The sequence below is a fragment of the Gordonia sp. DT218 genome, from assembly GCF_049847105.1.
Lineage (GTDB): Bacteria > Actinomycetota > Actinomycetes > Mycobacteriales > Mycobacteriaceae > Gordonia.
In genome coordinates this window covers 564,278-588,149 of sequence record NZ_JBNCNS010000001.1, presented here as the reverse complement: position 1 = coordinate 588,149, position 23,872 = coordinate 564,278, and the positions used below count along the sequence as shown (strand labels likewise).

The 23,872-nt window shown below is 67.2% G+C and carries 22 protein-coding genes and 1 tRNA gene; 13 read left to right on the top strand and 10 right to left on the bottom strand.

Features of this window, described 5'->3' with window-relative positions:
• Window positions 1–3: 3 nt before the first annotated feature.
• The 3 genes from ACPXCG_RS02695 to ACPXCG_RS02685 all read right to left on the bottom strand — a co-directional run bounded on the left by ACPXCG_RS02695 (window position 4) and on the right by ACPXCG_RS02685 (window position 2,935).
• Complete coding sequence (locus ACPXCG_RS02695) at window positions 4–1,503, bottom strand: MFS transporter (protein ID WP_425788828.1); 1,500 nt, start codon at window positions 1,501–1,503, stop codon at window positions 4–6.
• A 63-nt stretch (window positions 1,504–1,566) separates the two neighbouring features.
• Window positions 1,567–2,193: a vitamin K epoxide reductase family protein gene (locus ACPXCG_RS02690; protein WP_425788826.1), complete on the bottom strand. Its 627-nt coding sequence runs from the start codon at window positions 2,191–2,193 to the stop codon at window positions 1,567–1,569.
• A 4-nt stretch (window positions 2,194–2,197) separates the two neighbouring features.
• Complete coding sequence (locus tag ACPXCG_RS02685; RefSeq protein WP_425788824.1) at window positions 2,198–2,935, bottom strand: DsbA family protein; 738 nt, start codon at window positions 2,933–2,935, stop codon at window positions 2,198–2,200.
• Window positions 2,936–3,349: 414 nt separating this feature from the next.
• Between ACPXCG_RS02685 and ACPXCG_RS02680 the strand changes: the two genes are divergently transcribed.
• From ACPXCG_RS02680 to cobF, 4 genes are all read left to right on the top strand, one after another.
• Window positions 3,350–3,422: transfer RNA gene (locus ACPXCG_RS02680), tRNA-Arg, on the top strand.
• Between the two features lie 414 nt (window positions 3,423–3,836).
• Window positions 3,837–5,324: a hypothetical protein gene (locus ACPXCG_RS02675; RefSeq protein WP_425788822.1), complete on the top strand. Its 1,488-nt coding sequence runs from the start codon at window positions 3,837–3,839 to the stop codon at window positions 5,322–5,324.
• Window positions 5,325–5,361: 37 nt separating this feature from the next.
• Window positions 5,362–6,183 (top strand): SDR family oxidoreductase, encoded by an 822-nt coding sequence (locus tag ACPXCG_RS02670; protein ID WP_425788820.1) that lies wholly within the window; start codon window positions 5,362–5,364, stop codon window positions 6,181–6,183.
• A gap of 7 nt (window positions 6,184–6,190) precedes the next feature.
• The gene (cobF, locus tag ACPXCG_RS02665) at window positions 6,191–6,946 is read left to right on the top strand and encodes a precorrin-6A synthase (deacetylating) (protein WP_425788818.1); all 756 of its coding nucleotides are present in this window, start codon (window positions 6,191–6,193) and stop codon (window positions 6,944–6,946) included.
• A 216-nt stretch (window positions 6,947–7,162) separates the two neighbouring features.
• Here cobF and ACPXCG_RS02660 read toward each other — a convergent pair whose 3' ends face one another.
• Window positions 7,163–7,903, bottom strand: coding sequence for a 3'(2'),5'-bisphosphate nucleotidase CysQ (locus tag ACPXCG_RS02660; protein WP_425788816.1), 741 nt, complete (start codon window positions 7,901–7,903; stop codon window positions 7,163–7,165).
• 25 nt (window positions 7,904–7,928) lie between these two features.
• Here ACPXCG_RS02660 and ACPXCG_RS02655 point away from each other — a divergent pair, with 25 nt between their 5' ends.
• Complete coding sequence (locus tag ACPXCG_RS02655; RefSeq protein WP_425788814.1) at window positions 7,929–8,831, top strand: DNA-formamidopyrimidine glycosylase family protein; 903 nt, start codon at window positions 7,929–7,931, stop codon at window positions 8,829–8,831.
• 2 nt (window positions 8,832–8,833) lie between these two features.
• Here ACPXCG_RS02655 and ACPXCG_RS02650 read toward each other — a convergent pair whose 3' ends face one another.
• Complete coding sequence (locus ACPXCG_RS02650) at window positions 8,834–10,150, bottom strand: cytochrome P450 (protein WP_425788812.1); 1,317 nt, start codon at window positions 10,148–10,150, stop codon at window positions 8,834–8,836.
• Between the two features lie 99 nt (window positions 10,151–10,249).
• Between ACPXCG_RS02650 and ACPXCG_RS02645 the strand changes: the two genes are divergently transcribed.
• Window positions 10,250–10,921, top strand: a complete 672-nt coding sequence (locus ACPXCG_RS02645; RefSeq protein ID WP_425788809.1) for a response regulator transcription factor — start codon at window positions 10,250–10,252, stop codon at window positions 10,919–10,921.
• Here ACPXCG_RS02645 and ACPXCG_RS02640 read toward each other — a convergent pair.
• A complete protein-coding gene (locus ACPXCG_RS02640; protein ID WP_425788807.1) occupies window positions 10,900–12,372 on the bottom strand; it encodes an ATP-binding protein in 1,473 nt (490 codons plus the stop codon). The two genes, ACPXCG_RS02645 and ACPXCG_RS02640, sit on opposite strands and share 22 nt — an antisense overlap.
• A gap of 115 nt (window positions 12,373–12,487) precedes the next feature.
• Here ACPXCG_RS02640 and ACPXCG_RS02635 point away from each other — a divergent pair, with 115 nt between their 5' ends.
• From ACPXCG_RS02635 to ACPXCG_RS02615, 5 genes are all read left to right on the top strand, one after another.
• Window positions 12,488–14,152, top strand: coding sequence for a thiamine pyrophosphate-binding protein (locus ACPXCG_RS02635; RefSeq protein ID WP_425788805.1), 1,665 nt, complete (start codon window positions 12,488–12,490; stop codon window positions 14,150–14,152).
• 11 nt (window positions 14,153–14,163) lie between these two features.
• Window positions 14,164–14,826 carry an SRPBCC family protein gene (locus ACPXCG_RS02630; RefSeq protein ID WP_425788803.1) on the top strand — a complete coding sequence of 221 codons (663 nt, stop codon included), beginning with the start codon at window positions 14,164–14,166 and terminating at the stop codon, window positions 14,824–14,826.
• Window positions 14,823–15,854, top strand: coding sequence for a 3-oxoacyl-ACP synthase III family protein (locus ACPXCG_RS02625; RefSeq protein WP_425788801.1), 1,032 nt, complete (start codon window positions 14,823–14,825; stop codon window positions 15,852–15,854). Before ACPXCG_RS02630 ends, ACPXCG_RS02625 begins: the two co-directional genes overlap by 4 nt.
• A complete protein-coding gene (locus ACPXCG_RS02620; protein ID WP_425788799.1) occupies window positions 15,851–16,891 on the top strand; it encodes a pyridoxal phosphate-dependent aminotransferase in 1,041 nt (346 codons plus the stop codon). The genes ACPXCG_RS02625 and ACPXCG_RS02620 overlap by 4 nt, the downstream gene beginning before the upstream one ends.
• A gap of 73 nt (window positions 16,892–16,964) precedes the next feature.
• Window positions 16,965–17,714, top strand: coding sequence for an SDR family oxidoreductase (locus tag ACPXCG_RS02615; RefSeq protein WP_425788797.1), 750 nt, complete (start codon window positions 16,965–16,967; stop codon window positions 17,712–17,714).
• A 39-nt stretch (window positions 17,715–17,753) separates the two neighbouring features.
• Here the strand turns inward: ACPXCG_RS02615 and ACPXCG_RS02610 are convergent, their stop codons facing one another.
• Complete coding sequence (locus ACPXCG_RS02610; protein ID WP_425788795.1) at window positions 17,754–18,428, bottom strand: hypothetical protein; 675 nt, start codon at window positions 18,426–18,428, stop codon at window positions 17,754–17,756.
• Between the two features lie 19 nt (window positions 18,429–18,447).
• On the opposite strand from ACPXCG_RS02610, the gene ACPXCG_RS02605 reads away from it, so the two are divergent.
• Window positions 18,448–18,981, top strand: coding sequence for a hypothetical protein (locus ACPXCG_RS02605; protein WP_425790461.1), 534 nt, complete (start codon window positions 18,448–18,450; stop codon window positions 18,979–18,981).
• Window positions 18,982–18,984: 3 nt separating this feature from the next.
• Here the strand turns inward: ACPXCG_RS02605 and pgi are convergent, their stop codons facing one another.
• The 3 genes from pgi to ACPXCG_RS02590 form a co-directional block, all read right to left on the bottom strand.
• Window positions 18,985–20,676, bottom strand: coding sequence for a glucose-6-phosphate isomerase (gene pgi / locus ACPXCG_RS02600; RefSeq protein ID WP_425788793.1), 1,692 nt, complete (start codon window positions 20,674–20,676; stop codon window positions 18,985–18,987).
• Between the two features lie 43 nt (window positions 20,677–20,719).
• Window positions 20,720–21,499, bottom strand: a complete 780-nt coding sequence (locus ACPXCG_RS02595; RefSeq protein WP_425788791.1) for a class I SAM-dependent methyltransferase — start codon at window positions 21,497–21,499, stop codon at window positions 20,720–20,722.
• 108 nt (window positions 21,500–21,607) lie between these two features.
• Window positions 21,608–21,889: a chorismate mutase gene (locus ACPXCG_RS02590; protein ID WP_425790459.1), complete on the bottom strand. Its 282-nt coding sequence runs from the start codon at window positions 21,887–21,889 to the stop codon at window positions 21,608–21,610.
• Window positions 21,890–22,000: 111 nt separating this feature from the next.
• On the opposite strand from ACPXCG_RS02590, the gene ACPXCG_RS02585 reads away from it, so the two are divergent.
• Entirely contained in the window at window positions 22,001–23,872 is a 1,872-nt protein-coding gene (locus tag ACPXCG_RS02585; protein ID WP_425788789.1) for a hypothetical protein, read from the top strand.

Here is a 23,872-nt window from a genome sequence, read left to right as displayed (position 1 = left end):
GGATCAGGCACGGCGGATCCCGGTGGCCGCAGTCGGGTCGGTAGGACCTGTGGAGTCGGTCGGCCGCGACTGCCGGACGGACACGACTGCAGCGCCGACGCCTGCCATCGCCAACGCGGCGAACCCGAAGGTGAGGAACCGTGCCGAGGTGACCTCGGGGTCTCCCGCCGCGCCGACAGCGGCACCGATGCTCACGAGGAGTCCGGCGGTGGCCGAGCCGAAGGTGTTCGCAACCATCTGCACGGTGTTCACGCCCGCCGAGGCGCGTGCCGCCTCGTTCTCGTCCGTGGTGATGGTCATCGCCGCCGTCGCGATGTGCGGGAAGGCCATGCCGATGCCGGTACCTGCGATGAACAGCGCGATGAACCATCCGACGATCACCGCACTGCTCGCCGTGAACTGCAGCAGCCCATAGGTCGCGAGACCGACGGACAGGACAGCGGGACCGGCGATCCGTACGGCCGTTGCCCGTCGGCCGTGCGCCCACGTCGTGCTCGCGATCTGCGCGGTGGACCAACCCCAGGACAGCGCAGCGCCGAGCATGCCGGCGACGAGCGGTTCCATCCCGGCGATCTGCTGACCGAACAGCGGGATGAACGCCTCCGAGGTCGATCCGATGGCCAGGACGGCGATCGAGACGTAGATCCATTTCAACGGGTTGCGCGCGGTGTAGGTGAGCCGGGGGAGCAGTCCGACCCGGCTTCGTCTGTCGGCCAGCACGAATCCCAGGGCGGTCACGATCGCCACCGCGACCAGGATGCTCACCGTCCGGGTGCCGTCGATCACGCCGGCCACCGAGACCGCGACGGTGGCTCCGACCAGCAGGATGAGCGACACGATGGGGAGGGGCGTCGGATCGGGGTCGTCGCGCGCACGTGCCGGGAGGGCTCGCAGCGCGAGAGCGGTGATGATCGCGGTGGCCAGCGCCAGAAGCCAGAACGACCCCCGCCAGAACCCGACCTGGGCGAAGAGGCCGCCGAGGACGGGCCCGATGAGATTGCCGACCCCCCACATCGCGGAGGTCAGGCCGACCGCACGAACCCAGAGACGCTCGGGCAGTGCCAGGCGGATGACCGCGAACGCCAACCCGGTCAGGAGTCCGCCACCCAATCCCTGGATGGCTCTGCCGCCCAACATGATCGGCATCGTCGGGGTCAGCGCGCAGACGAGGGAGCCGACACCGAAGGTGGCGAAGGCGATCAGGTATGCGTTGCGTGCACCCCATCGGGTGAGCGTGCGGGTGACGAGCATCGACGAGAAGACCGAGGTGATCAGGAAAACGGTCATCACCCACGCGTAGAGACGTTGACCGCCGATGTCGGCCACCGCACTCGGCAGGGAGGCGGCGGTCAGATAGGTGTTGATGGCGAACACGGCGATACCGCCGGCGAACACCGCCACCGCGGCCCGGTGCTCGCGGGCGAAGAGTTCGCGCCAGCTACCCGTGGGCGGTGTGGGCGACCTGTCGCGACCTGACGGACGCGATCGACCACGGTTCGGCATGATCCGAGGATTGTCGGAACCGTCGGCGGCGGTCAAATCGCGGGCCGGAGGGCCGCGATGCGATCAGATCAGCGTCGACCAGTAGTCCCAGAACTCCACACCGATCGCCACGATCACGATGGCGTACCAGACGACGAGCAGCGGCCACAGCCACGACCGGACGACCCGGGCCCAGGGTGCCTCGCCGAGGGACCGCCCGATGGCGAGGATCAGGATGATCGGCGTGATCACCCAGACGACCATGCAGTAGGGGCACAGGGCGTGAATCCGGTAGAGGCTCTGGAAGATCAGATAGTGGATGAACACGACGCCAGCCGCGGATCCCAGCGCGAGGCCCGCCCAGAACCACCGTGGCAGGTCGATGCGGGCGATGGACTGAACGCCGATGACCACGACCACCGCGAAGGCGGCAATGCCGATGTACGGGTTGGGAAAACCGAAGAACGCGGCCTGATCGGTCACCATCACCGACCCGCAGGAAAGCACCGGGTTGATGCTGCAACTGGGTCGGTAGGACGGGTCCAGGAAGAGCTTGTACCGCTCGACCGACAAGGTGAACGCGGCGAGCAGACCGAGTGCGCCGGCGATCAGCAGGACGACCGCCGGGACCGTCCCGAGGCCGACTCGTGCGCCCCGGACTTCCGGCTCGGCGGCTTCCGCGGTGTCGACCGGTTGCGACCCGTCCGTCATCGGGTTATCCCGCCAGCGCTTGCTCGACGCGTGCCTTCAGGTCCTCCGGGGTGGTGAGCTGGAGGTCCTGGCCGTTCAACCGCACCGTCGGTGTCGAGTTCACGCCGGTCTTCGTGACGTCCTGGGTCTGCTGGGTGACCCAGTCCTTGAACTGGCCGTCGGTGATGCAGGAGTTGACGTTGGACGCGCCGGCCTCCTTGGCGATGCTGTTGAGCTCGCTGTCGGGCAGTCCTGCGCCGCCTTCCTCGGGCTGACGCTGGTAGAGCAGATCGTGGAATTTCTGCCACACCCCGAAGTCGCCGCCGCCCGCGGTGGACTCCGCGACGCAGGCCGAGGCGTTCGCCGAGCGCGTCGAGTACTGCGTGCTCGAGGAGTGGTCGAGGATCGCGATCGGGTGGTAGTCGACGGCCACCTGTGGGTTCTCGCGGAGCTCGGCGACGGTCGCGCCGAACGATTCCTCGAATTGCCGGCAGGCCGGGCACTGGAAGTCCTCGATGACGGTGAGGACGGCCTTGGGCTGGGTGCCGGCAGGCGCCTTGGTGACCCGGAATGCGCCCGTGTCGGTGGCGACACTCACCTGTGACCCGCTACCGGTGTCCGACTCGTTGGACATCACCGCCCACAAACCCACGGCCACGGCCACGGCGATCAGCACCACGACGGCGCCGACCCGGATGAGGATCGAGCGTCGTCGCTCCGCCTGACGCGGGTCGACGATCGGTTTGCGGGACGATTGACTCACAGTTCCTCCGGGGGTCGGTACGCAACGCCGTTTTCGATTTCAGCCGATCTGACGCACATCGGAATCGTCGACGGCCATGAGGGGCGCCTCCCGTGATCCGTTCGCCCCCGCGGCCAGGCGCGCGGGTGGCGTGATGTCGGGATCCGGGGTCGCTGCCACGCCGTCACTCTAACGGAGTCGGTCTGTGAAGACGGTAAGGAGCTGCCGGTGCGCGCCCGGGGCGGTTCGTCGTGGGGCCCGGACCTGCCGAAGTGGGGGCCTCGACCCGCCGAAACCGTGCCGATCCGCCGGGAACGCCGTGTCGTAGACTCCAAGGGTCCGATCGGCCCCGAGCGGCTCACCGGACCGTGACCGGCACGAACGTCGAGGAAGAAGCCCGCAGCGGGCGGTCGCCTCGACAACACCGTCGGTCCCGCCTCAGTAGCTCAGGGGATAGAGCATTCCTCTCCTAAAGGAAGGGTCGCAGGTTCGAATCCTGCCTGGGGCACCGTGACATCCCTGCCGGCCTCCGGCCGATGTGCGCCCACTGTGTTTGACAGATCTACGCGGGCGCACTTGTTCGGCTCGAGAAGTCGACCGAAGACCCCGATCGCACATCGCCGACTCACCGGGGTCGACCGGCGATCATGATTCACCGATACCGCCGCCGTACGTTCTTGATCTGACGGAAAAATTGATTGTTTTGCGTCGCCTGATGGGCGTCGGTGCCCTCTACCTGCGGGGTCTCTTTTCGGAGGTTTCGAGATCGCAATCCGGGTACTTTCGGCGATCACTTTCTCGGATTGTCATGTGCTATGTGCGTCATTGAGGCAAATTGTTGTTTTGGGTGGATTTTTTCGCCGTTTCGATGACAACCAGGTCGATGACAACGAGTTCGAGTGAGGCGAGGTCGAGGAAGGCAATGGCCACATCACACACACGTGCGAGGCTCGGTGGTCTCGTAGTCGGTTTCATCGCGGCGGCCGGCGTAGCGGTGCTGCTCGCGCCGCACGCGGGCGCCGATCCGCAGAGTGACGCACAGGCCGCGATTGCCGACCTGGAACAGCAGATCAGCGCGGGCGACGCGGATCGCGGTCAGGCCGACACCGGACTCGGTGCCGAGGACGGTGATCTGACGGCGGTCGGGGGCGGCTTCGAACAGGAGTTCGCCAACGGCACGGTGTTCTGGTCTCCCGAGCACGGTGCGCGAGTCCTCTACGGCGGCATCCTGTCCAAGTACACCGACGAGGGCGGCCCCACCGGCAGTCTGGGCTTTCCCAGCGAGAGCGAAGGCCCGGCGGACTATCGCCCGACCGGTCGTGGTGCGTCATTCGCAGCCGCCGACCAGCCGAAGATCTACTGGACGCCGAGCGGTGGTTCCTGGGTGGTACGGGGACCGTTCACGGTGGCCACCGACAAGCTCGGCGCCACCTTGGGTGCGCCGACCGCGGACATGACGACCTCCGGCGATGTCATGACCCAGGAGTTCGCCAACGGCACCTTGACGTACAACAGATCGACCGGAGCGTGGACGAGTGCACCCGAGGCGAGCTGGGCACAACAGCTCGCCGGGTCGAGCATCCCGGGTATGACGGACTCCCGAGGTGACGCGACAGCCGCCGACGACACGAACACGGCGGACTCCGACACCGACGGGTCGTCCTGGTGGTGGCTGCTCATCCCGTTCCTGCTGATCCTGGTCGGGCTCTTCCTGATCTGGCTGTTCCGCAAGGCACGGGGACCGAAGACACCCGATGTGCGCACGGATGATGTTTCGGCGGCGACCGCCCCGGACGCTGCCGTCGACGAGTCCGATGCCACCGAAGGTGCCACCGGAACGCCGTCGACACATCTCGGTGCGACAGCCGGTGTCGCCGCAGCGGCCGGCGGGGCAGTGGCAGCCGGTGCGGCGATCGGGGCGCGACGAGAAGGTGAGGCGCCGGACGCCGACGATGCCGACATACCCACGACGGATTCAGGAGAGGGAGCTGTCGTCGACAGCGCTGCCGAGGAAGCCGCTGCCGAGGAAGCTGCTGCCGAGGAAGCTGCTGCCGAGGAAGCTGCTGCCGAGGAAGCCGCTGCCGAGAATCCAGAGGCCGACACTGCCGACGAGGAGACCGTGGCCGCGGTGGCCGATGGGTCGGTGGTCGACGGGTCGGCGCACGGCCACGGTGACGGGGTCGGCTACTACGTCGCGAACGGTCAGCGCGAGCCCGTGCCGGTGGGCGCGCATCTCCCGCTCGACGATCCGAAGCAGGCCCCCGAGGGGTACCCGGTCAAGGTGAGCGCTGCCGACGGCGTCTACTACACACCGGATCAGCCCTCGTACGCCGAGATCGACCCCGAGGTCTGGTTCGCGTCGGAGTCCGCTGCCGAGTCCGCGAGCTTCTCGAAAGCGGTGCCGGACTGAGCACTGCGCCTTGAGGCCGGCACGCTACGGTGTGTCGGTGGCTGCTGCATCAGGTTCCAAGGTCGTTCTCGTCACCGGCGCCTCGAGTGGGATCGGGGCCGAGGTGGCCCGGCTCTTCGTCGAGCGCGGACACACGGTGTACGGCACCAGCCGCCGACCGGCGGCCGTGGCAGACCCGGTTCCCGGAGTTCGGTACGTACGCCTCGACAACGCCGACTATCAGAGCGCGATCGATTGTGTCGACGAGATCGGCGCGGTCGACGTGCTGATCAACAACGCGGGCGAGAGCCAGGCGGGTGCACTCGAGGACACCTCGATGGCTGCGATCGAGGATCTGTTCGCCGCCAACGTGTTCGGACCGGTGGCGCTCACCAAGGCGGTGTTGCCGGGGATGCGGGGCCGTGGCACCGGGACCGTGGTGATGGTCGGTTCCATGCTCTCCAGCTTCCCGGTTGCCTTTCGATCAAATTATGCCGCAACCAAATCCGCGCTCAAGGCCTTCGCATTGGCCACCCGGCGGGAGGTCGCGCCCTACGGGATCCGGATGATCTCGGTGGAGCCCGGGACCATCGCCACCGGGATCGGGGATCGACGCAGCATCCACATCGGCGACGACTCGCCCTATCGTCGCGAATACGAGGTCCTCGCGGCGGCCACCCGCAAGAACGAGGACGCCGGCATCGATGCCACGGCGATGGCCTCGGTCATCGTCGACGCGGCTCTGGTCGAGCATCCGAAGCCGTTCTACGCCAAGGGGAATAGAGCCGGGATCGTCTTCGCGCTACGGCGGCTGATGACCCGCCAGGCGATGCTGGACATGACCGCGCGCATACATGGTTTGCCCAAGGTGCGGATCTGACAGCCACATGCAACTCACACTGCGGGTCATCGGGATAGGTCCGGGCAACCCGCGCCAGATCACTCTCGAGGCGATCGATGCCCTCGGCGACGTCGACGCATTTCTCGTGCTGGACAAGGGCGACGACAAAGAATCGCTCGGCGCGATGCGGCGCGACATCCTCACGCGGTACGCCCCCGACGGTCACCGGGTCATCGAGGTCGTCGACCCGCCCCGCGACCGCGATCCCGCGGACTATGACGCCGAGGTGCGTCGGTGGCACGCCGCGCGCGCGTCGATCTTCACCGATGTGCTCACCACCGAGGTGCCCGACGGAGGTGTGGCGGCCTTCCTGGTGTGGGGCGACCCGGCGCTGTACGACAGCACGCTGCGCATCGTCGACGATCTGGCCGAACATTCCGGCCTGTCGCTCGTCGTCGAGGTGATCCCGGGGGTGACCAGTGCCAGTGCCCTCACCGCCGCTCATCGCATCGCGGCGAACCGGATCGGTGAACCCGTCCACATCACCACGGGGCGCCGTCTCGGCGACACCCCGCCCGGCGCGGACGCGAACCAGATCGTGATGCTCGACGGATCTCTGGCGTTCCGGCGGACCGCGGAGCCCGACGACCACATCTGGTGGGGTGCCTACGTGGGCACCGACGAGCAGATCCTCATCAGCGGCCGGGTTGCCGACGTCGCCGAGCGGATCGTCGCGGCGCGGGCCGAGGCGCGCGAACGCATCGGCTGGATCATGGACATCTACCTGCTCCGCAAAGGCTGACACCTCGCCGCCCACCTCGCCGATCGTGCGCACTTTCTCGCCGATCGTGCGCACTTTCTCGCCGATCGTGCGCTCAGTCGTTTACCCGACTCGATCATGTGCACGATCGACAAAATTGTGGGCACGATCGGCGCGGAAGTGGGCACGGTCGACGAAATTCTGTGCACGGTCGACGAGATTCTGGGCCCGACCGGTGGGTGGTCGCGGCCCGACCGATCACCAGATCTCGTCCAGCGCGGCGAGGAGATCGTCGCGAATCTCCTTGCGGCAGATGACGAAATCGGGCATGTACGGGCGGGGCTGGTTGTAGACGATGGTCGACCCGTCGAGGCGGCTGCAGTGCAGATCGGCCGCCAGGGCAACACCAACCGGAGCGCAATTGTCCCACTCGTACTGACCACCGGCATGCACATAGGCGTCGACGTCGCCGCGCACCACCGCCATCGCCTTCGCGCCCGCCGATCCGATCCCGATCATGTTCAACGACAGTCGCCGGGACACCCAGGCACTCTCGTAGGAGCCGCCATAGCGCGATGCCGCCATCCGTCCGGTGAGTGCGCTGCTCGGCGGTTTCACCGCATCGGATCGGAAAACCTCACCGACGGCGGGCAGTGCCACCGACGCTGTCGTCACCACGCCGGACTCGGTGAGCGCGACGTGCACGGCCCAGTCGGCGGTGCCGGACGAGAACTCGCTGGTGCCGTCGAGCGGATCGATGATCCAGACGCGGTCGGCTGTTGCCCGGTCGCCGACGTCGGCACCCTCCTCGGACAGGATCGCGTCATGTGGTCGGTGCCTGCCGAGGACGTTCGCGATCCACGCTTGCGCCATCGCGTCGCCGACGTCACCGAGATGGCGACCGCCGAGCAGTCCGCCATGACGGACACCCATGAGGATCTCGCCCGCACCTTCGGCCACGCGCGCCGCCAGTTCGGCATCGGAAAGGCGGGAGATCATCCTCCTACTAGAGCACACTGGACACATGCCTGAGCTCCCTGAGGTGGCGGCGGTGGCTGCCTACGTGGACGGCCGAGCGGCCGGTTTTCCGATCCGGCGGGTCGACGTTGCGTCGCTGGCCGTCCTGAAGACCGCGGATCCGCCGTACACGGCGTTGGCCGGGCGACTGGTCGAATCGGTGGGTCGGATCGGGAAGTACCTGGTCATCCGAACGGTCCCGGGCCCCGACAGCACGAACGGCGACGCTGCTCCGGATCCGGTGATCAACCTGGTGATCCATCTGTCGCGTGCCGGCTGGCTGCGTTGGAGTGAGCAACTCTCGCAGACGCCGCCGCGGCCGGGCGGGAAGGGGCCGATCGCCGTGCGTGTGCACTGCGGCCTGCCGGGCGAGGGATTCGACGTCACCGAAGCGGGCACGCAGAAGCGGCTGGCGGTGTGGGTGGTGCGCGATGTCGGTGAGGTCGACCGGATCGCCTCGCTCGGGCCGGACGTCCTCGCGATGTCCCGTGACGAGTTCGGCACCCTCTTGGCCGCGACGTCGGGCCGCATCAAGAACGTCCTCACCGATCAGCGCACGATGGCCGGGATCGGCAACGCCTACTCCGACGAGATCCTGCATGACGCCCGGTTGTCGCCGTTCGCGTCGGCCAAGTCGCTGACCGACACCCAGGTCGAGTCGCTCTACACGACGATGCGGTCGGTGCTCACCGACGCCATCGGTCGGCTCGAGGGGCAAGAGGTCGCTCGGCTGAAGTCGGAGAAACGAACCGGGCTGAAGGTGCATGCGCGTACCGGCCTGCCGTGCCCGGTGTGCGGCGACACGATCCGTGAGGTGTCGTTCTCGGACCGCTCGTTTCAGTATTGCCCGACGTGTCAGACCGGAGGGAAGGTGCTGGCCGACCGCCGGATGTCGCGTTTGTTGAAGTGAGGTCAGGTCATACGCCGGTCCAACCGGGTGACCGTGGCAACGAATCCGGCATTGTCGGTCAGGCCTGCGTCGCGACCTTCCATGTCATCATCGCCCACCGTCCACGAGAATCTGCGGACCATGTCGTGGAGGACTGTGAATGCTTCAACTCGGGCGAAATGCATCCCGATGCATTTGTGCGCACCGCCGCCGAAGGGCATCCAGGCCATCCGGTGCGACCGATCCTCGGCGCGGTCGGGACAGAAGCGCTCCGGATCGAATTGGTCGGGCTCGCTCCAGACGTCGGATCGCCGATGGTTGGCGCCGATGAGGGAGATGACGAATGTCCCCTCGGGGATGTGATAACCGCACAGAGATGTGTCGCGCAGCGCTGCACGGGGTATCACCGGGACCGGCGGACGGAGCCGAAGTGCTTCGCGCATCACCAGATCCATCGACGCCATGTCCGCCAGGTCTGAGTGGTCGGGATGTTCAGGCAGTGCCATCGCCTCGTCACGCACCCGCTGCTGCCACTCGGGGTGACGTCCAAGTTGGTAAGCCATGGACGTCATCGCGATGGTCGCGGTGTCGTGGGCGGCGAACAGCATGAAACGCATGTGGTCGATAACCTCGCGGTCGGTGAGTAGTTGGCCGTCGGGGGACCGGGCCGAGCAGAGCGCCGACATCAGGTCGGGTCCGGGATCGGATCGTCGCGTTGGCAGGAGGTCGCCGAAGAAGTCGTCGACGACCTGCTTCGCTGTGTGTCCGCGTCGCCATCGCAGTCCTGGGACGGGCAGGCGAACCAATGCACTCGCGGCCTCGATCAGCTCGACGAAGCTCCGGTTGATGCGATCGGCCTGGTCTTGTGTGAGCGCCGTGCCGACGAAGATCTGCAGTGAGATGTCGAGCGCGAGGGCCTTCAGCCAGACGCGCATGTCCACGTCGTCGTCGACTGGCAAACGATCGACCGCCGAGACGATGATCGGTTGCATCGTGCGCTGATACTTCGACAGATTCTCGCGAGTGAAGGCCTCCTGCATGATGCGGCGATGAGCGTGGTGTTCGGCGTGATCCATCAGCAGGATTCCGCGCTCGAAGAGGCCTCCCAACGCGAAGCCGTAGACTGGCGCATTGGCGAATGCGCGATCCGGGTCGCGGACCAATTGCCATGCTGCTTCGGGCCCCTGCGCCACGACGACGTCGTGGCCGAGCGCGCTGGTCAGCGCGATGTCGCCGAATTCCGCACGGAGCGACTCGGCGAGCCCGGTCGGATCACGCCGGAGTCGGATGGTGCTGCTCAGCGGGATTCCGCGCCGACCACAGACTGGGCGTAGGCTCATATTCGGGTCGGGATGGGACAGGTGACGGATTCTCATCGAGGCCTTTCGGTGTCATGCCGGGCTTCCGTGGGACGGTCGGCGTGGAGCGAGGAAAATTCAGTGCGAGTGCTGGTTGTCGACGACGATGTGCGCGCGGCGGAAACCGTGCGTCGGGTGCTGGCGAGCGAGGGATGGAGCGTCGTTGTCGCCGCCGACGGTGCCGAGGGCCTGTGGCGGGCCACCGAGGAGCAGTTCGATGTCGTCGTGCTCGACATCATGCTGCCGAAGCTCAACGGATTTCTTGTCGTACAGCAGATGCGTGAGCGAAATGTCTGGACGCCGGTGTTGATGCTCAGCGCCAAGGACGGGGAGTACGACCAGGCCGAAGCCTTGGATTACGGGGCCGACGACTACCTGGTCAAGCCGTTCTCGGTGGTCGTCCTCAAGGCTCATCTGCGGGCTGTGATGCGTCGGGGCGGTCGGGAGCGGCCGGCGATCCTCACGGCCGGAAGCCTCACGCTCGACCCAGCGGAGCGAAAGGTTGCCCGCGGCGACACCCCCGTCGCATTGACTCCGCGGGAGTACGCCCTGCTGGAGTTCCTGATCCGGAACAAAGAGACGGTGGTGTCCAAAAGGCTGATCCTCACATCGATTTGGGATGAGAACTATGAGGGCGACGAGAACATCGTCGAGGTGTACATCCGATATCTGCGCAAGCGCATCGATACTCCCTTCGGGGTCCGGTCGATCGAAACCGTTCGCGGGGCCGGCTATCGGCTCTGCGAGGTCTGAGGACTGGGGGAGACATCCGCCGGTCCGTCGGTGGTGATCGTCGGCGGCGTCGGTTCGCTGTCGACGGGCACGGACAGTGGCAGCCTGATGGTCACAGTTGCTCCGCCCGTGTCGCTTTCGCCAATGCTCGCGGACCCTCCATGTGCGTGGACGATCTCCGCGACGATGGCCAGACCGAGGCCGGCGCCGAACTGATTGCGGCGATCGACGTCGAGCCGGGCGAACCGCTGGAACACGACGTCGCGATCGCGGACCGGTATGCCGACACCGTCGTCGGCGACCGTCACGACGGCATCATCTCCTTCGGCACGCATCGACACGGACACCGTGGACCGGGCGTGCCGGACTGCGTTGTCGAAGACGTTCCGCAGTGCCCGGGTGATCTTGTCGCTGTCACCGACCATCCTGATCGGCTTGACGTGCAGCCGAATTCGAGCCGAACCGAGTGAGCGGACGCGTCCGACCTCGGCGGCTACCACGTCGTCGAGGTCGATCTCGTCGAGGTTCAGGGTCAGCCCGTTCTCGTCGGCACGGGCCAGCATGAGGAGATCGTCGACCATCACCTGCATCCGCTTCGCCTCCGGCAGCAGGATGGTCCGGACGGTCGGCAGGTCGAGGGCGGAATCGGTGTCGTCGGCGAGGTCGAGGATCCCGACGATGGTCGTCAGCGGACTGCGCAACTCATGGGAGGCATCAGCAACGAAGCGGAGTTGGCCATCCCGCGCGTTCTGCAGTCGTGACAGCATGTCGTTCATCGTTGTCGCGAGGGTGCTGATCTCGTCGTCGGCCGACGGCACCGGTACCCGCTGTTCGAGAGCGGTCGCGGTGATCTCGTTGACCCGCTTGGTCATCCGGGACACCGGACGTAGGGAACGCCCGACCAGGAGGTACACTGCACCGGCCGCGACGACGACGAGAAGCGGGATCTCGGCCGCCAGGATGATGCCGGTCACCCACTCGCTGTGCCGCACGCCCGTGGCGCGGTCGAGGGCCAACACGGTGTAGTACTCGTCGTCGTGCTCCGCGCCGACCGCACTGGCGCAGAACTCCCCGGCAAATCCGGATATCTGGACGTTGTCGAAGTAGCGGTAGGTGCGCGGCGCCTGGTCGACGTCGATGATCGGTCGGCTCGGCGCACCCGGAGATGATCGGACCACGCGGCCGCTCGCATCGATCACCTGAATGACGTCGACGCCGGCGCCGGGTGCCAGGTCGTCCATGTCGACGCCCTGGATGCCGCTGCGGTCGATCGCGGACGCGATCTGATAGGCCTGCCGACCGGTGGATCGGTACATGGCTTCGTTGTTGGCCCGGTGCAGCATGAACAACATGGCCATTCCGCCGATCGCCAGGGCTACGGTGACCACGGCGGCGGCGATGATCGTCGACTGCGCGCGCACACCACCGCGACGTCGAATGACATGCGGCAAGCCTTTTCGCGTGATCGCCACGATCTGGTGACCCTTCGGTGTGAATCGATGCACCACGAGCGTATTCCCGTGCCGACGTCGATGGCCAGAGCGCATTTTCAGCAAACCTTCAGCGCGCGGGACGCATGGTTGACACATGGCGCGAACCCGGTCGACTGCGAGGCATCTCATGCAGGTGCTCCATGATCACGGCGTGCGCCTCGCGTATGGCGTCCACGGCGCCAACATCGAGGACATGTATGCGGCTGCGCAGGAAGTCGGGATCCGCCCCGTGGTCGCCAAACACGAGTTCGCCGCGGGGGCGATGGCGGACGGGACGACCCGGATCACCGGCCGGCCCGGTGTGGTGATGACGACCTCTGGCGGCGGAGCGATGAACGTCGTGCCCGCGTTGGCCGAGGCGTACGACAGCCGTGTGCCCTTCTTGGCCCTGATCGGTAGTGCACCAACGGGTTTGGTGGGCCGTGGCGCATTTCAGGATATGCTGAACCCGCCGGACACGATCGATCTGATCGCGTTGATGGCCGCGGTGAGTGGATCGTGCGCCGCGGTCTCGTCACCGGAGACGATGGCTGCCGCACTCGCCACCGCGTGTCACACACTCGACCGCGGGCTACCCGCCGTACTGATCATCCCGAAGGATGTACAGGCTGCCCCGATGCCCCGTTCGGCGCCGGCCCACCCGGACGTGCACCCGGAACCGAGCGCATCGACCGACGACGGCCCGATCGAAGCCTTGGCCGAACGGATGGCAGCGACGGCGACGGCGCCGGGGCGCGTCTGCCTGTGGGTCGGTGAGCAGGCGTCCTGGGAGCGGCTCGGTACGCAGATCGGTGAACTCGCCGAGTTCGTCGGAGCGGTCACGGTCGCATCACCTGGAGGGCGTGACGTGTTCTCCGCCGGCGGTGGTTTCGCGGGGGTCACCGGCGTGATGGGGCACCCGAGCGCGCACGCCGCCATCCGCGCGGCGCAGATGGTCGTCGCGATCGGCTGCCGGATGTCGGTCACCGATCGGGCCGGACTCGACGACGTACTCCGTTCGATCGACCTGACCTCCATCGGACGTCACAATGCCCGTTTCGGGGATTGTGCACAGATCACGACGGACGATCTCGAACACTCGATACGGATGCTCGGAAAGTTGGTGGGCGCGAAGATGTCGCGATCACCGGAGATTCCGGCCATCGCCATCGACCACCTACCGGTGCCGCGCGCGCAATCGACCCGACCGAGTGCGCGAACGGTCATCGAGTCGATCGGTGCGCAGCTCCCACCGGTGTGCGCGGTGTTCGCCGACGCGGGCAACGCCGGGGCCGCCGCACTCCATCACCTGCCGTTCTCGCCGGCGCAGCGGTTCACGGTCGCGCTCGGCATGGGCGGGATGGGTTACGCGATCGCGGCCGGTGTGGGTAATGCCGTGCGGTGCGCGGTGGCCGACGACCGGTCGCGCTCGATCGTAATCGCCGGTGACGGCGCGTTCTTCATGCACGGTATGGAGATCCACACGGCAATCGAGCACGACGCCCCACTCACCTTGGTCATCCTGAACAACGACGCGCACGGGATGTGCGTGACCCGCGATCGGCTCTACTTCCCCGAGGCGCCCACCGTCAACCGATTCCGGCCGACCGCCATCGCCGCGGGGGTCGACACCATGTTCGCCGATCTCGTCGTGCGCCACGTGACGGACATCGACGAACTCGGGGAATGCTGCGCCGAGCTCTTTGCCGCAGACGGCACGAATTGCGTGGTGATCGACGTCGATCCCGAAGAAGTGCCCCCGTTCGCCCCGTTTCTCTGAAAGGACTGCGCATGACCGTGACAACCCCGCTCGCCGACCTCGGCGATGATGCGACGACGCTGCCCGGGATCACCAGGATCGAGAGCCATCCTCGGCAGGTGGCCACTCCGGTGCTCGTCGACCGGCTGAGGTCCGTCTACCCCCATCAGCAGATCTACGGTGACTACTGCCCGGTTCAGGGGTACGTGGACGCACCACCGCGCGAGCTCTACAGCTGGCTGTCGGACACGCGGTCGCTGGAGGAATGGACCTACAGTCTGCGCGGGTTCGTCCCCACCGACGAACCCGGCCTGTGGGTCGGCCGCGACCGCCTCGGTGACCACACCGAGATCTACGCCCGTACGATCGCCAATCCCCATGCGATGACGGTCGACTATCACTGTGCGTGGGATCAGGGCAAGCATCTCTGGATGATCTATCTGATGCGGGTGGTGGACGCCCAGGTGGTGCTGGACAAACCGGGGTCGGTGGTCCTGTGGCACAACTGCCACCACCCGTTCTACGACGAGAATCCGTATCCCGAGACGGCGCCTCCGGAGCGTCCGGTGTGGGTGGGGGACTTCTGGGACATGTTCTCCGCCGGACACCAACTCGAACTCGAGAACCTCACGGCCATCGCCGAGTACCGGTCTCGCAATGGCCTGCCCATCACCCCGGAATGGATGCGATCATGACATATCCTGCACCACAGGCGATGCTGCTCGACCTGGCCACCTATCTGCCGGAAAAGCGAGTGCCCGCAGACTATTTCGCACAGTTCGCGGAGAACGACGATCTCACCGGCAACATGATGTTCCGGGCGCCCGCGTTCCGGCATCACGCGGCGGACGGTGAGACCTCGGCCGACATGATGCTGGCCGCGGCACGCGTGCTCACCGAACGGCATGGCGACGACTTCTTCGACGACGTGGACGTGGTGCTCACGCACAGTCAGCTGCCCGAGGTGCCGGTCCGCGGCTGCGGTGGTGAGGTGGCGCATCGACTCGGACTGCGACCGTCGACAGTTCTCGACGTACACAACGGCGGGTGCGCGGCGTTCATCCACATGATCGATCTCGCGTCAGCCCTGCTGCGCGCCAACGGCGGTCGACGGGCACTGCTCGGACTCGCGCAGAACAGCGCGGCCCAGGTGTTCACCCAGGAACAGGTACGCGGCAAGGCGCAGGCCGCCATCCCCGGTGACGGTTCGGCGGTAGCCGTTCTCACCCTCGACGGCGATCGCGGCAGTCCGGTCCTCGGCCTGACCTGCCGGTCGTATGGCCAGTACTCGGGCGACATGACCGGGGTTTCCGAGCCGCAGCGCAAGTACTGGGAGGCCGGTCCGGGACAGATTCACATCGGATTCACCGAGGCGAAAATCGCGAAGGTCCTCGCCCGCGGCAACCGGATGGTGCCCGAGGTCGCGATCGAGGTGGCCGACACCATCGGCATCCCGCCCGCCGATCTCGACTGGTTCGTCACCAATCAGCCGAACCGGATCTTCTTACGCAATTGGCGTGAGGCGCTGGAGCTCCCGGAGGATCGGCACCCCGACACCTTCGACGAGTGCGGCAATCTGTTCGCAGTGGGTATCCCGGTCACGCTCGACACGGCGATCGCCGATGGTCGGATCCGGGAGGGCGAGGTGGTGATGACGGCCGCGTTCGCGCACGCCGGCGACTTCGCTGCTGCCGCCGCCCTCCGCTGGGGTGGGCGTCCATGAGTCCGCCGCTCGATCCCGCCGGCGAGCCCTGGCCGCTTGCCCGGCTCGACCTCAATGAATCCGCCTATGCGCCACTGCCCGCCGTGGCCGCGGTGCTGGGCGAGGTGATGGCCGAGGCCAATCGGTATCCCGATTTCCTGCCGGATCGGACTCGCGGCCAGATCGCCGACCACCTCGGTGTACCGCACCGGCAGGTGACCGTGGGCGCGGGCGCCACCGGTGTCGCATTGTCCGCCTTTCAGGTCTGCATGCGCCGGGCCGCGGAGGCCGGCATCCGCGCGCCGTCGATGGTGACGGCGGTTCCGACCTTCGACGGATATCCGATTCTCGCGGAGATGGTCGGTCTGCGTGTCGACGGAGTCGCTCTGGCGGACGACGGCAGCGTCGACCTCGACGCGCTGCGCGCTGCGGTGAGCGACGACACGGTGGCGGTGGTGGTGTGCTCCCCACACAACCCGACGGGCTCGACCGTCGCGCCTCAACCGCTGTACGACTTCATCGATTCGATGCCGGCGCAGGTGCTCACCTTGGTCGACCAGGCGTACGTCGAGTTCTGCGACAACCCGCCCGATCTGCACCTGCTCGTCGACATCCGCGACGACGTGCTGGCGCTGCGGACCTTCTCCAAGGCCTATGGTCTCGCCGCGCTGCGGGTCGGATTCGGTATCGGGGACGGCGGCGTGGTGTCGGAGGTACGCCGTCACGAGGTGCCGTTCGCGGTCGGGCCGGCGGCGGTGGCCGCGGTTCCGGTCGCGCTCACGGCGGAAGCCGAACTCGCGCAGCGTGTTCGATCGATGAAGGCGGAGCGTGAGCGCTTGGCCGACATGCTCGCGGCAATCGGCTGCCCGACCTTGCCGAGCGAGGCCAATTTCCTGTTCCTGCCGGGCGCCGAGGGTATTGCCATCGGCCGACTCCTGCGGAGTTGTGGCGTGGCGACCAAGGAGTGCGGAAACCACGGGATGCGGATCACGGTCGGCGACCGCGCCGGCACCGACTACGTGGTCCAGGCCCTGCGGTTGACGGCCCTGACCGCCTGAGGCGAGCGCGCGGCACCTCGTCGGTCGGGTTGCGAATCGGCGCCCCGCTCCGCGGCAGGTAGGTTGGTGAGCCGTGAGCGCGACGACACGGCAGAAGATCTTGATCACGGGTGCGAGCTCCGGGCTCGGCGAAGGCATGGCGCGACACTTCGCCGGCAAGGGGCGCGACCTGGCCCTCTGCGCACGCCGCCTCGGCAGGCTCGATACGCTGGCCGACGAGCTGCGACCGACGGCGGGCCGAGTGGCCACCGCTCGACTCGACGTCACCGAGACAGATTCCGTCCCAGGTGTTTTCACTGCTCTCGCCGACGAGATCGGCGGACTCGACAGGGTCATCGTCAACGCCGGGCTGGGCAAGGGGGCGCCGATCGGAACGGGAATGGCGTCCGCGAACATCGAGACGGTGCAGACGAACCTGGTCGGCGCCCTGGCGCAGGTCGAGGCCGCGATGGAGATCTTCCGGGCGCAGGACCACGGACATCTCGTGCTGGTCAGCTCGATGAGTGCGGTCCGCGGGCTGCCCAGGGCGCAGGCGGCCTACTCGGCGTCCAAAGCCGGGCTCGCCACTTTGGGACAGGGATTGCAGGCCGAGTTCGCGGGTTCCGCGATCACCGTCTCGATCCTGCTCCCGGGATATATCGAGACCGACATCAACCGGGGAGTCAAGACGGCCATGATGACGGGCACGGAGCAGGGGGTCACGGCGATGGTGTCCGCCATCGAGAAGGAGTCCGCGTGGGCGCCGGTGCCGCGCTGGCCGTGGATACCGATCGCCGCAGCGCTGCATCATCTGCCGTCGGTGATCACCCGCCGGATGGTCTAGACGACACGGGTCCCAGGGGTCAGAGATCAGGGCCGGAGATCAGCCCGGTGCCGGTGCAGGCGGACCTGCCGCCGAGGGTGGTGGGCCGGCCGGCGACCAGACGACCGGCGACGATTTGTAGTCGAGCGCGGGATCTCCCGTCGTATCAGCCCAGTAGATGACCTGACGGAGTCGCTGACCCGGGTCGGCCACCGCGACCAGGCAGGTCGCATACGATTCGCCACGCTGCATCCGCTGCGGCGGCGTGCTGACCGGGCACTTCGCCAAACCCGGGGTGGGGGACATGGTCAATGCCGGGGTCTTGCCGTCGGCGCTCGCACTGAGCCCCATCACGCCCGGCGCCCCTGCCGCCCTGGTCGCGAGCGATGTCACCGTCACATAGAAGAAGTACGGGGCGCCACCCTTGGTGGTGTCCTCGGGGACGCCTTCGGCCGGGGTGATCCCGGTGACCGTGTACATCGCCAGTGGCCCGGTCTCGGCGAACGCATCCGCGGGCAGGACGGCATTCGCGCCGAACGTCAGTCCGGTCCCGGGTGCGGAACGGGCGCTCTGGCCGGCCGGCACGGTGACCGCGGTGCTGGTGGGAACCGAGGTCGGTGGCTCGACCTCGGCCGTCGTCGACGTCGCGCATGCCGCGGTCGTCAGCGCGGCCACCAGGCACACCACGGGCAACACGCGGCGGGTCGCATACATCACCGAGGGTGAGAGTCTCACGTTGCGTAAGGTAACCGATGTGTCGGCAAAGCAGGGGCAGGTTGTGGCCAATGGCGCGTTTCAATTGTTCGGTGAGCGCCGTCGTGACGAGATCCGTGGCCTTCTGACGGACATCTTCGGGCGAGACGACGTGACCGCGCTCGGCGCGGACTGGCGTGGCATCGTCTATTTCACGCTCGACGACGACTCGGAACTGTCCGTCGACACGGTGGTCGGCTTCGATGCGTCCAGCGGCAGCAGCGGTCCGCTGACCTCGGTGGACGAGGTGCTCGAGGCCGTGCGCACCGGAGACATCGCGGAGGCGGTCGACGTCGCCAGTTTCGATGCGTGGCGAACGGCCACCGGGCAGCGGTCGGTCGACATGGGTGATTGTGTGCCGCCTTCGGTGTTCGAGTTCATGGGTGGCGATCCGGCGGAACGGTCCACGGAGCCACAAGATCTCATCACCTTCATCGCGGTGGCCGCAGCCCTGATGGGCCGCATGGAAGCCCTCGGTGTGGAGCCGGGTGACGAGATCCCTGACGAAGTGTTCGACGAGACGCGCTGGCAGTGATCGCTACCGCGCCCGGCCGCGATGCGCGCGATACCACCGGACGAGTTCGTCGGTCGACGAATCCTCCTGCTGCGCAGGGGATTGTTCCTCGACGATGATCCCGAGTAGTTCCTTGGCCTGCGTCTTGCCGAGTTCGACGCCCCACTGATCGAACGGGTTGATCCCCCAGATCATCCCCTCCACGAAGACCTGGTGCTCGTACAGGGCGATCAGCTGCCCGATGACCGACGGGGTCAACCGGGGGGCGAGGATCGACGTGGACGGCCGGTTTCCGGGCATCACCTTGTGTGCCACCACATTCGGTGGGACGCCCTCGTCGGCGATCTCGTCGGCGGTCTTGCCGAAGGCCAGCACCTTGGTCTGCGCGAAGTAGTTGCTCATCAGCAGGTCGTGCATGGAGCCGGTTCCGTCGGCCGTCGGTAGATCGTCGGTGGGTTCGGCAAACCCGATGAAATCGGCCGGGATCATCCGGGTGCCCTGATGGAGCAGCTGATAGAAGGCGTGCTGGCCGTTGGTGCCCGGTTCACCCCAGAACATCTCGCCGGTGTCGGTGGTGACGTGATGGCCGTGTGCGGTCACGGATTTGCCGTTGGACTCCATGGTCAACTGCTGCAGGTACGCCGCGAAACGGGCCATGTCGTCGGAATAGGGGAGCACCACGCGTGACTGGGCATCCCAGAAGTTGTTGTACCAGAGCCCGATCAAGCCCAGGATGACCGGCGCGTTCTGTTCGAGAGGCGCGGTGCGGAAGTGCTCGTCGACGATGTGGAACCCGGAGAGGAAGTCGGCGAACCGCTCTTTGCCGATCGCGGCCATCACCGACAGGCCGATCGCCGAGTCCACCGAGTAGCGGCCGCCGACCCAGTCCCAGAACCCGAACATGTTGACGGTGTCGATGCCGAACTCGGCCACCGCGTCCGCATTGGTGCTGACGGCGACGAAATGCTTGGCCACCGCGTCGTCGCCTGCGCCGAGTTCTTTCAGGAGCCAGGTACGCGCCGCAGCCGCGTTGGTCAGTGTCTCGAGAGTGGTGAATGTCTTGGACGCGATGATGAACAGCGTGGTCTCCGCGTCGAGCCCGGCGAGGGTGCCGACCATGTCGGCCGGGTCGACGTTGGACACGAAGTGGCAGTGGATGCCGGCATCCACGTAATGACGAAGCGCTCGGTAGACCATCACAGGACCGAGATCGGAGCCGCCGATGCCGATGTTGACGACATCGGTGATGGGCTTACCGGTGTGACCTTTCCACTCACCGCTGCGCAGCTTGTCGGTGAACTCGCCCATGGCGGTGAGGACTTCGTGGACGTCGGCGACCACGTCCTGGCCATCGACGTGCAACGTCGCATCGGCCGGCAGGCGTAGGGCCGTGTGCAGGACCGCGCGATCCTCCGAGGTGTTGATGTGCTCGCCGGCGAACATGTCGTCGCGACGGTCCTCGAGCCCGACCTCACGTGCGAGGCTGGCGAGCAGTTCGAGGGTCTCGCGTAGCACCCGATGCTTCGAGTAGTCGATGTGCAGATCGCCGACGTCGACCGTCAACTCCCGCCCGCGATCCGGATCCACCGCGAACACCTCGCGCAGATGCATCGCGTACACGTGCGGCTGATGTGCGGCGAGGGCCTGCCAGGATTGGGTCGCGGTGATGTCGTCGTGGTCGCTGGTGTCGAAGTCGCTGCCGGAGACGTCGCTCATGGCTTTCACCCTATGTGGTCGGCGGGCCCGACGGGGCCCGACGTCAGCGGTCGGTGATCGGCGGCGGGACGATTCCGCAGGCGAACCAGGCGCGAGCACTCAGCGTGAACGGTCCGTCCGGTAGATGCGGACGGCAGAGCTCGCGTACCCGCTCCTGCTGGTCGGTGGGCAGGGCTGCCAGATGTGCGCCGGCCGGCCCGACCCCGAAGGTGAACGGCTGCCAGAAGTCTTCGAAGTCCGTGTAGTCGGCGTGGGCGATCAATGCGCCGTCGACGACGTCGCGCAGACCGATCCGGCGGAGACGGGTGGCGATGTCGCCGCGACCGACACCCACCCGCATACGCTCGCCGACGACGTCGGGGTCGAGTTCCCGGGCGCCGGCCCAGAACGTCTCGAGCATCGTCATGCCGCCCTCGTCGAGGTCCCACATGCATGCGGCGACGACCCCGCCCGGCCGCGTGACACGCGACATCTCCCGCAGGCCCTGGTCGGCGTCGGTCATGAAGCCGACGACCAGGCACGAGTACGACGCGTCGAAGTCGTCGTCGGGCCAGGGCAGCGCCTCGGCGGTGCCCTGACGGACGTCGGCAGCGGGATGTCGCTCGTGGCAGGCAGTGACGAACTGGGCAGCGGGGTCGATCGCGGCGACGTGCTGCTCGCCGAGCCGCCGGGCGAGCACACCCGTCAGACCGCCCGGTCCGCAGCCCACGTCGAGGACCCGCTCTGCCTGGTCAACCCCGGCCACGTCGACCAGGGCGGGTGCGAGCGTCCGGGTGTAGCGGCCCATGAAGCGGTCGTACCCGTCGGCGGGCGACGTGAACATGAGGTCCACTCAACTCCGACCCGAGCGCATCGTCAATCGTGCCGGTCGTCGTGGTCCGGGAGCAGTTGCAGGAGTTCGCCTTGCGGTGGCGGTTTCGTGTGCGTCGCCTCAACGCCCGAGCGGGCCGCGCCCCAGACGCAGCAGCAGCATCGCCAACGTGTGGCCTTCCTGCCCGAGTTCGGCGAAGCGGTCGAGGACCTTCACCTCACGACTGTGGACCAGGCGGGGCCCACCCGATGCCATCCGGGCGGCCCCGATCTTCTTGGACACCGCCGAGCGGCGTTTCACCGCCGCCAGGATCATCGCGTCCATGCGATCGATTTCGCCTCGCAGCACATCGATGTCGCCGGGCAACGTCGTGACGTCGGCGGACAGGTCGTAGGCATCCACGTCGAAGCCGGTCGTGGTGCCCGCATCGTCGCCGACCTTGTCGTCGGGGGTGTTGGCGTCAGTCACCCGATCGATTTTGCCACGGGTCCGATGGCCGTGAGACTGGAGCCCATGCTGAGCAGGGGGACAGTGTCGTCGGTTGCCATCGCGTTGATTCTCGTACAGCTCGTCGTCCGCGGCTGGTTGGCAGCCACCGGTAACTTCTACTGGGACGACCTGGTGCTGATCGGCCGCGCATCGACGCTCCCGATCCTCAGTTGGGATTATCTCGGGCACAGCCACGACGGGCATTTCATGCCCGCGGCGTTCCTGCTGGCAGGCCTGTCCACGGTGATCGCGCCGGTGAACTGGCTGGTGCCGGCCATCAGCATGATCGTGCTGCAGGCCATCGCCTCGTTCTCCGTGTGGCGGATGATCCGGGTGATCGCCGGCCCGCGAGCCGGGTTGGCGGCACTCGCCGCCCTGACCTTCTACCTGTTCAGCCCGATGACCGTGCCGGCGTTCGCCTGGTGGGCAGCCGCGCTCAACACATTGCCGATGCAGGCGGCGATGGCCTGGATCGTCGCGGACGCGGTGCTGTTGACGAGGTCGCGTGGCCGCCGACGCGACGCCCGGATGATCGTGATCCGGTCGTCGGTGGTGTTCGTGATCGCTCTGACATTCTTCGAGAAGTCGCTCTTCATCCTTCCGGTGGCGTTCGTCGCGGCCGTACTCGCCGCCCGTTTCACCGAACGCCCGGATGACAACGCCGTGCCGCGGACCGAGACCGCGGCCGATTCCGGTCCTGATCGCCCGGACAGTGCTCTGATCAGGGCATTCACCAGTGCGCGCGCACTGTGGGCGTCGCTGGCGGTCATCTTCGTGGCGTGGGCGGTGGTGTTCTTCTCCGTCTCCGACGCCACCGCGGGGCAGCACTCGGCGACGCAGACGCTGAGGCTGGTGTGGCGGTCGATCAACGACGCGGTCATCCCGTCGCTGGTCGGCGGCCCCTGGGAATGGGAGCGCTGGGTGCCGAGCCCGCCCATGGGATTCGCGCCGGTATGGATGATCGTCCTGGGCTGGGTGGTCCTCGCCGTGCTGGTGTGGTGGGCGGTCACACGTCGTCGGGGCGCGGTGGCGGTGCTGGTCTGTACGGCCGTCTACGTTGTCGGCGCCCAGCTCCCGGTGTTGTGGAACCGCTCGAGCGCCAACACCGCACTCGAACTGGCGCAGACCATGCGGTACCTCCCCGACGCCGCCCTCGTGATCACCATCGCGATCTCCCTGATCGCCGCGTCGCCGGCGACGGCACGTGGTGAGGCCGTACGCCACGGCGGTTCCCCGGAGTCACGACGACTGGCTCCGGTCATCGTGCCGCTGGCCGGTGCGCTCGCCGTGGTGTCGGCGGTGATCTCGCTGGTGTCCTTCTCGACGTCGTGGCGCGACGATCCGACCGGCGACTATCTCGCCAACGCGAAGCGCTCGCTTGCCGCGAACCGGGATCATCCGATGTTCGACCAGTCGCTCCCGTTGGAGGTGCTCCTCCCGGTTGCGTATCCGAACAATCAGATCAGTCACACGTTCGGACGGGTGCAGGACCGCCCGGATTTCGCGGCCACAACCGACCGGCTGAACGTTCTCGACAAGGCGGGCAACATGGTGCCCGGCGCCGTCACGCCCGCCCGCACAGTGCGGCCGGGCCGGGGGTCGTGCACCCGTCCCGAGGTGGCGGGTCCCCGGCGGCTCGTACTCGATGGTCCACTGCTGCAATGGCGTTGGACCGTCGCGGTCAGTTACTGCGCCGACATGGACGGTGACGTCGACATGGGGCTCGACGGCGGCCGCACGGTTCGCGTGCCGGTGCGCGCCGGATTGCACGTCGCCTATGTCCAGCTCGAGGGGCGGGGTCGGCACGTCAGCGTGCGACCGGTGACGCCGGGGCTCTCGCTGCACACCGGGGAGGGCCGGGTCGGTGAGGTCGCCGAGGCCAGACTCGTCGGCTGA

What these genes read in the sequence shown, in the direction of transcription:
- ACPXCG_RS02695 (WP_425788828.1), bottom strand. Translation starts at nt 1,503, where the DNA reads ATGCCGAACCGTGGTCGATCGCGTCCGTCAGGTCGCGACAGGTCGCCC.
- ACPXCG_RS02690 (WP_425788826.1), bottom strand. Translation starts at nt 2,193, where the DNA reads ATGACGGACGGGTCGCAACCGGTCGACACCGCGGAAGCCGCCGAGCCG.
- ACPXCG_RS02675 (WP_425788822.1), top strand. Translation starts at nt 3,837, where the DNA reads ATGGCCACATCACACACACGTGCGAGGCTCGGTGGTCTCGTAGTCGGT.
- cobF (WP_425788818.1), top strand. Translation starts at nt 6,191, where the DNA reads ATGCAACTCACACTGCGGGTCATCGGGATAGGTCCGGGCAACCCGCGC.
- ACPXCG_RS02660 (WP_425788816.1), bottom strand. Translation starts at nt 7,903, where the DNA reads ATGATCTCCCGCCTTTCCGATGCCGAACTGGCGGCGCGCGTGGCCGAA.
- ACPXCG_RS02655 (WP_425788814.1), top strand. Translation starts at nt 7,929, where the DNA reads ATGCCTGAGCTCCCTGAGGTGGCGGCGGTGGCTGCCTACGTGGACGGC.
- ACPXCG_RS02650 (WP_425788812.1), bottom strand. Translation starts at nt 10,150, where the DNA reads ATGAGCCTACGCCCAGTCTGTGGTCGGCGCGGAATCCCGCTGAGCAGC.
- ACPXCG_RS02635 (WP_425788805.1), top strand. Translation starts at nt 12,488, where the DNA reads ATGGCGCGAACCCGGTCGACTGCGAGGCATCTCATGCAGGTGCTCCAT.
- ACPXCG_RS02630 (WP_425788803.1), top strand. Translation starts at nt 14,164, where the DNA reads ATGACCGTGACAACCCCGCTCGCCGACCTCGGCGATGATGCGACGACG.
- ACPXCG_RS02625 (WP_425788801.1), top strand. Translation starts at nt 14,823, where the DNA reads ATGACATATCCTGCACCACAGGCGATGCTGCTCGACCTGGCCACCTAT.
- ACPXCG_RS02620 (WP_425788799.1), top strand. Translation starts at nt 15,851, where the DNA reads ATGAGTCCGCCGCTCGATCCCGCCGGCGAGCCCTGGCCGCTTGCCCGG.
- pgi (WP_425788793.1), bottom strand. Translation starts at nt 20,676, where the DNA reads ATGAGCGACGTCTCCGGCAGCGACTTCGACACCAGCGACCACGACGAC.
- ACPXCG_RS02595 (WP_425788791.1), bottom strand. Translation starts at nt 21,499, where the DNA reads ATGTTCACGTCGCCCGCCGACGGGTACGACCGCTTCATGGGCCGCTAC.
- ACPXCG_RS02585 (WP_425788789.1), top strand. Translation starts at nt 22,001, where the DNA reads ATGCTGAGCAGGGGGACAGTGTCGTCGGTTGCCATCGCGTTGATTCTC.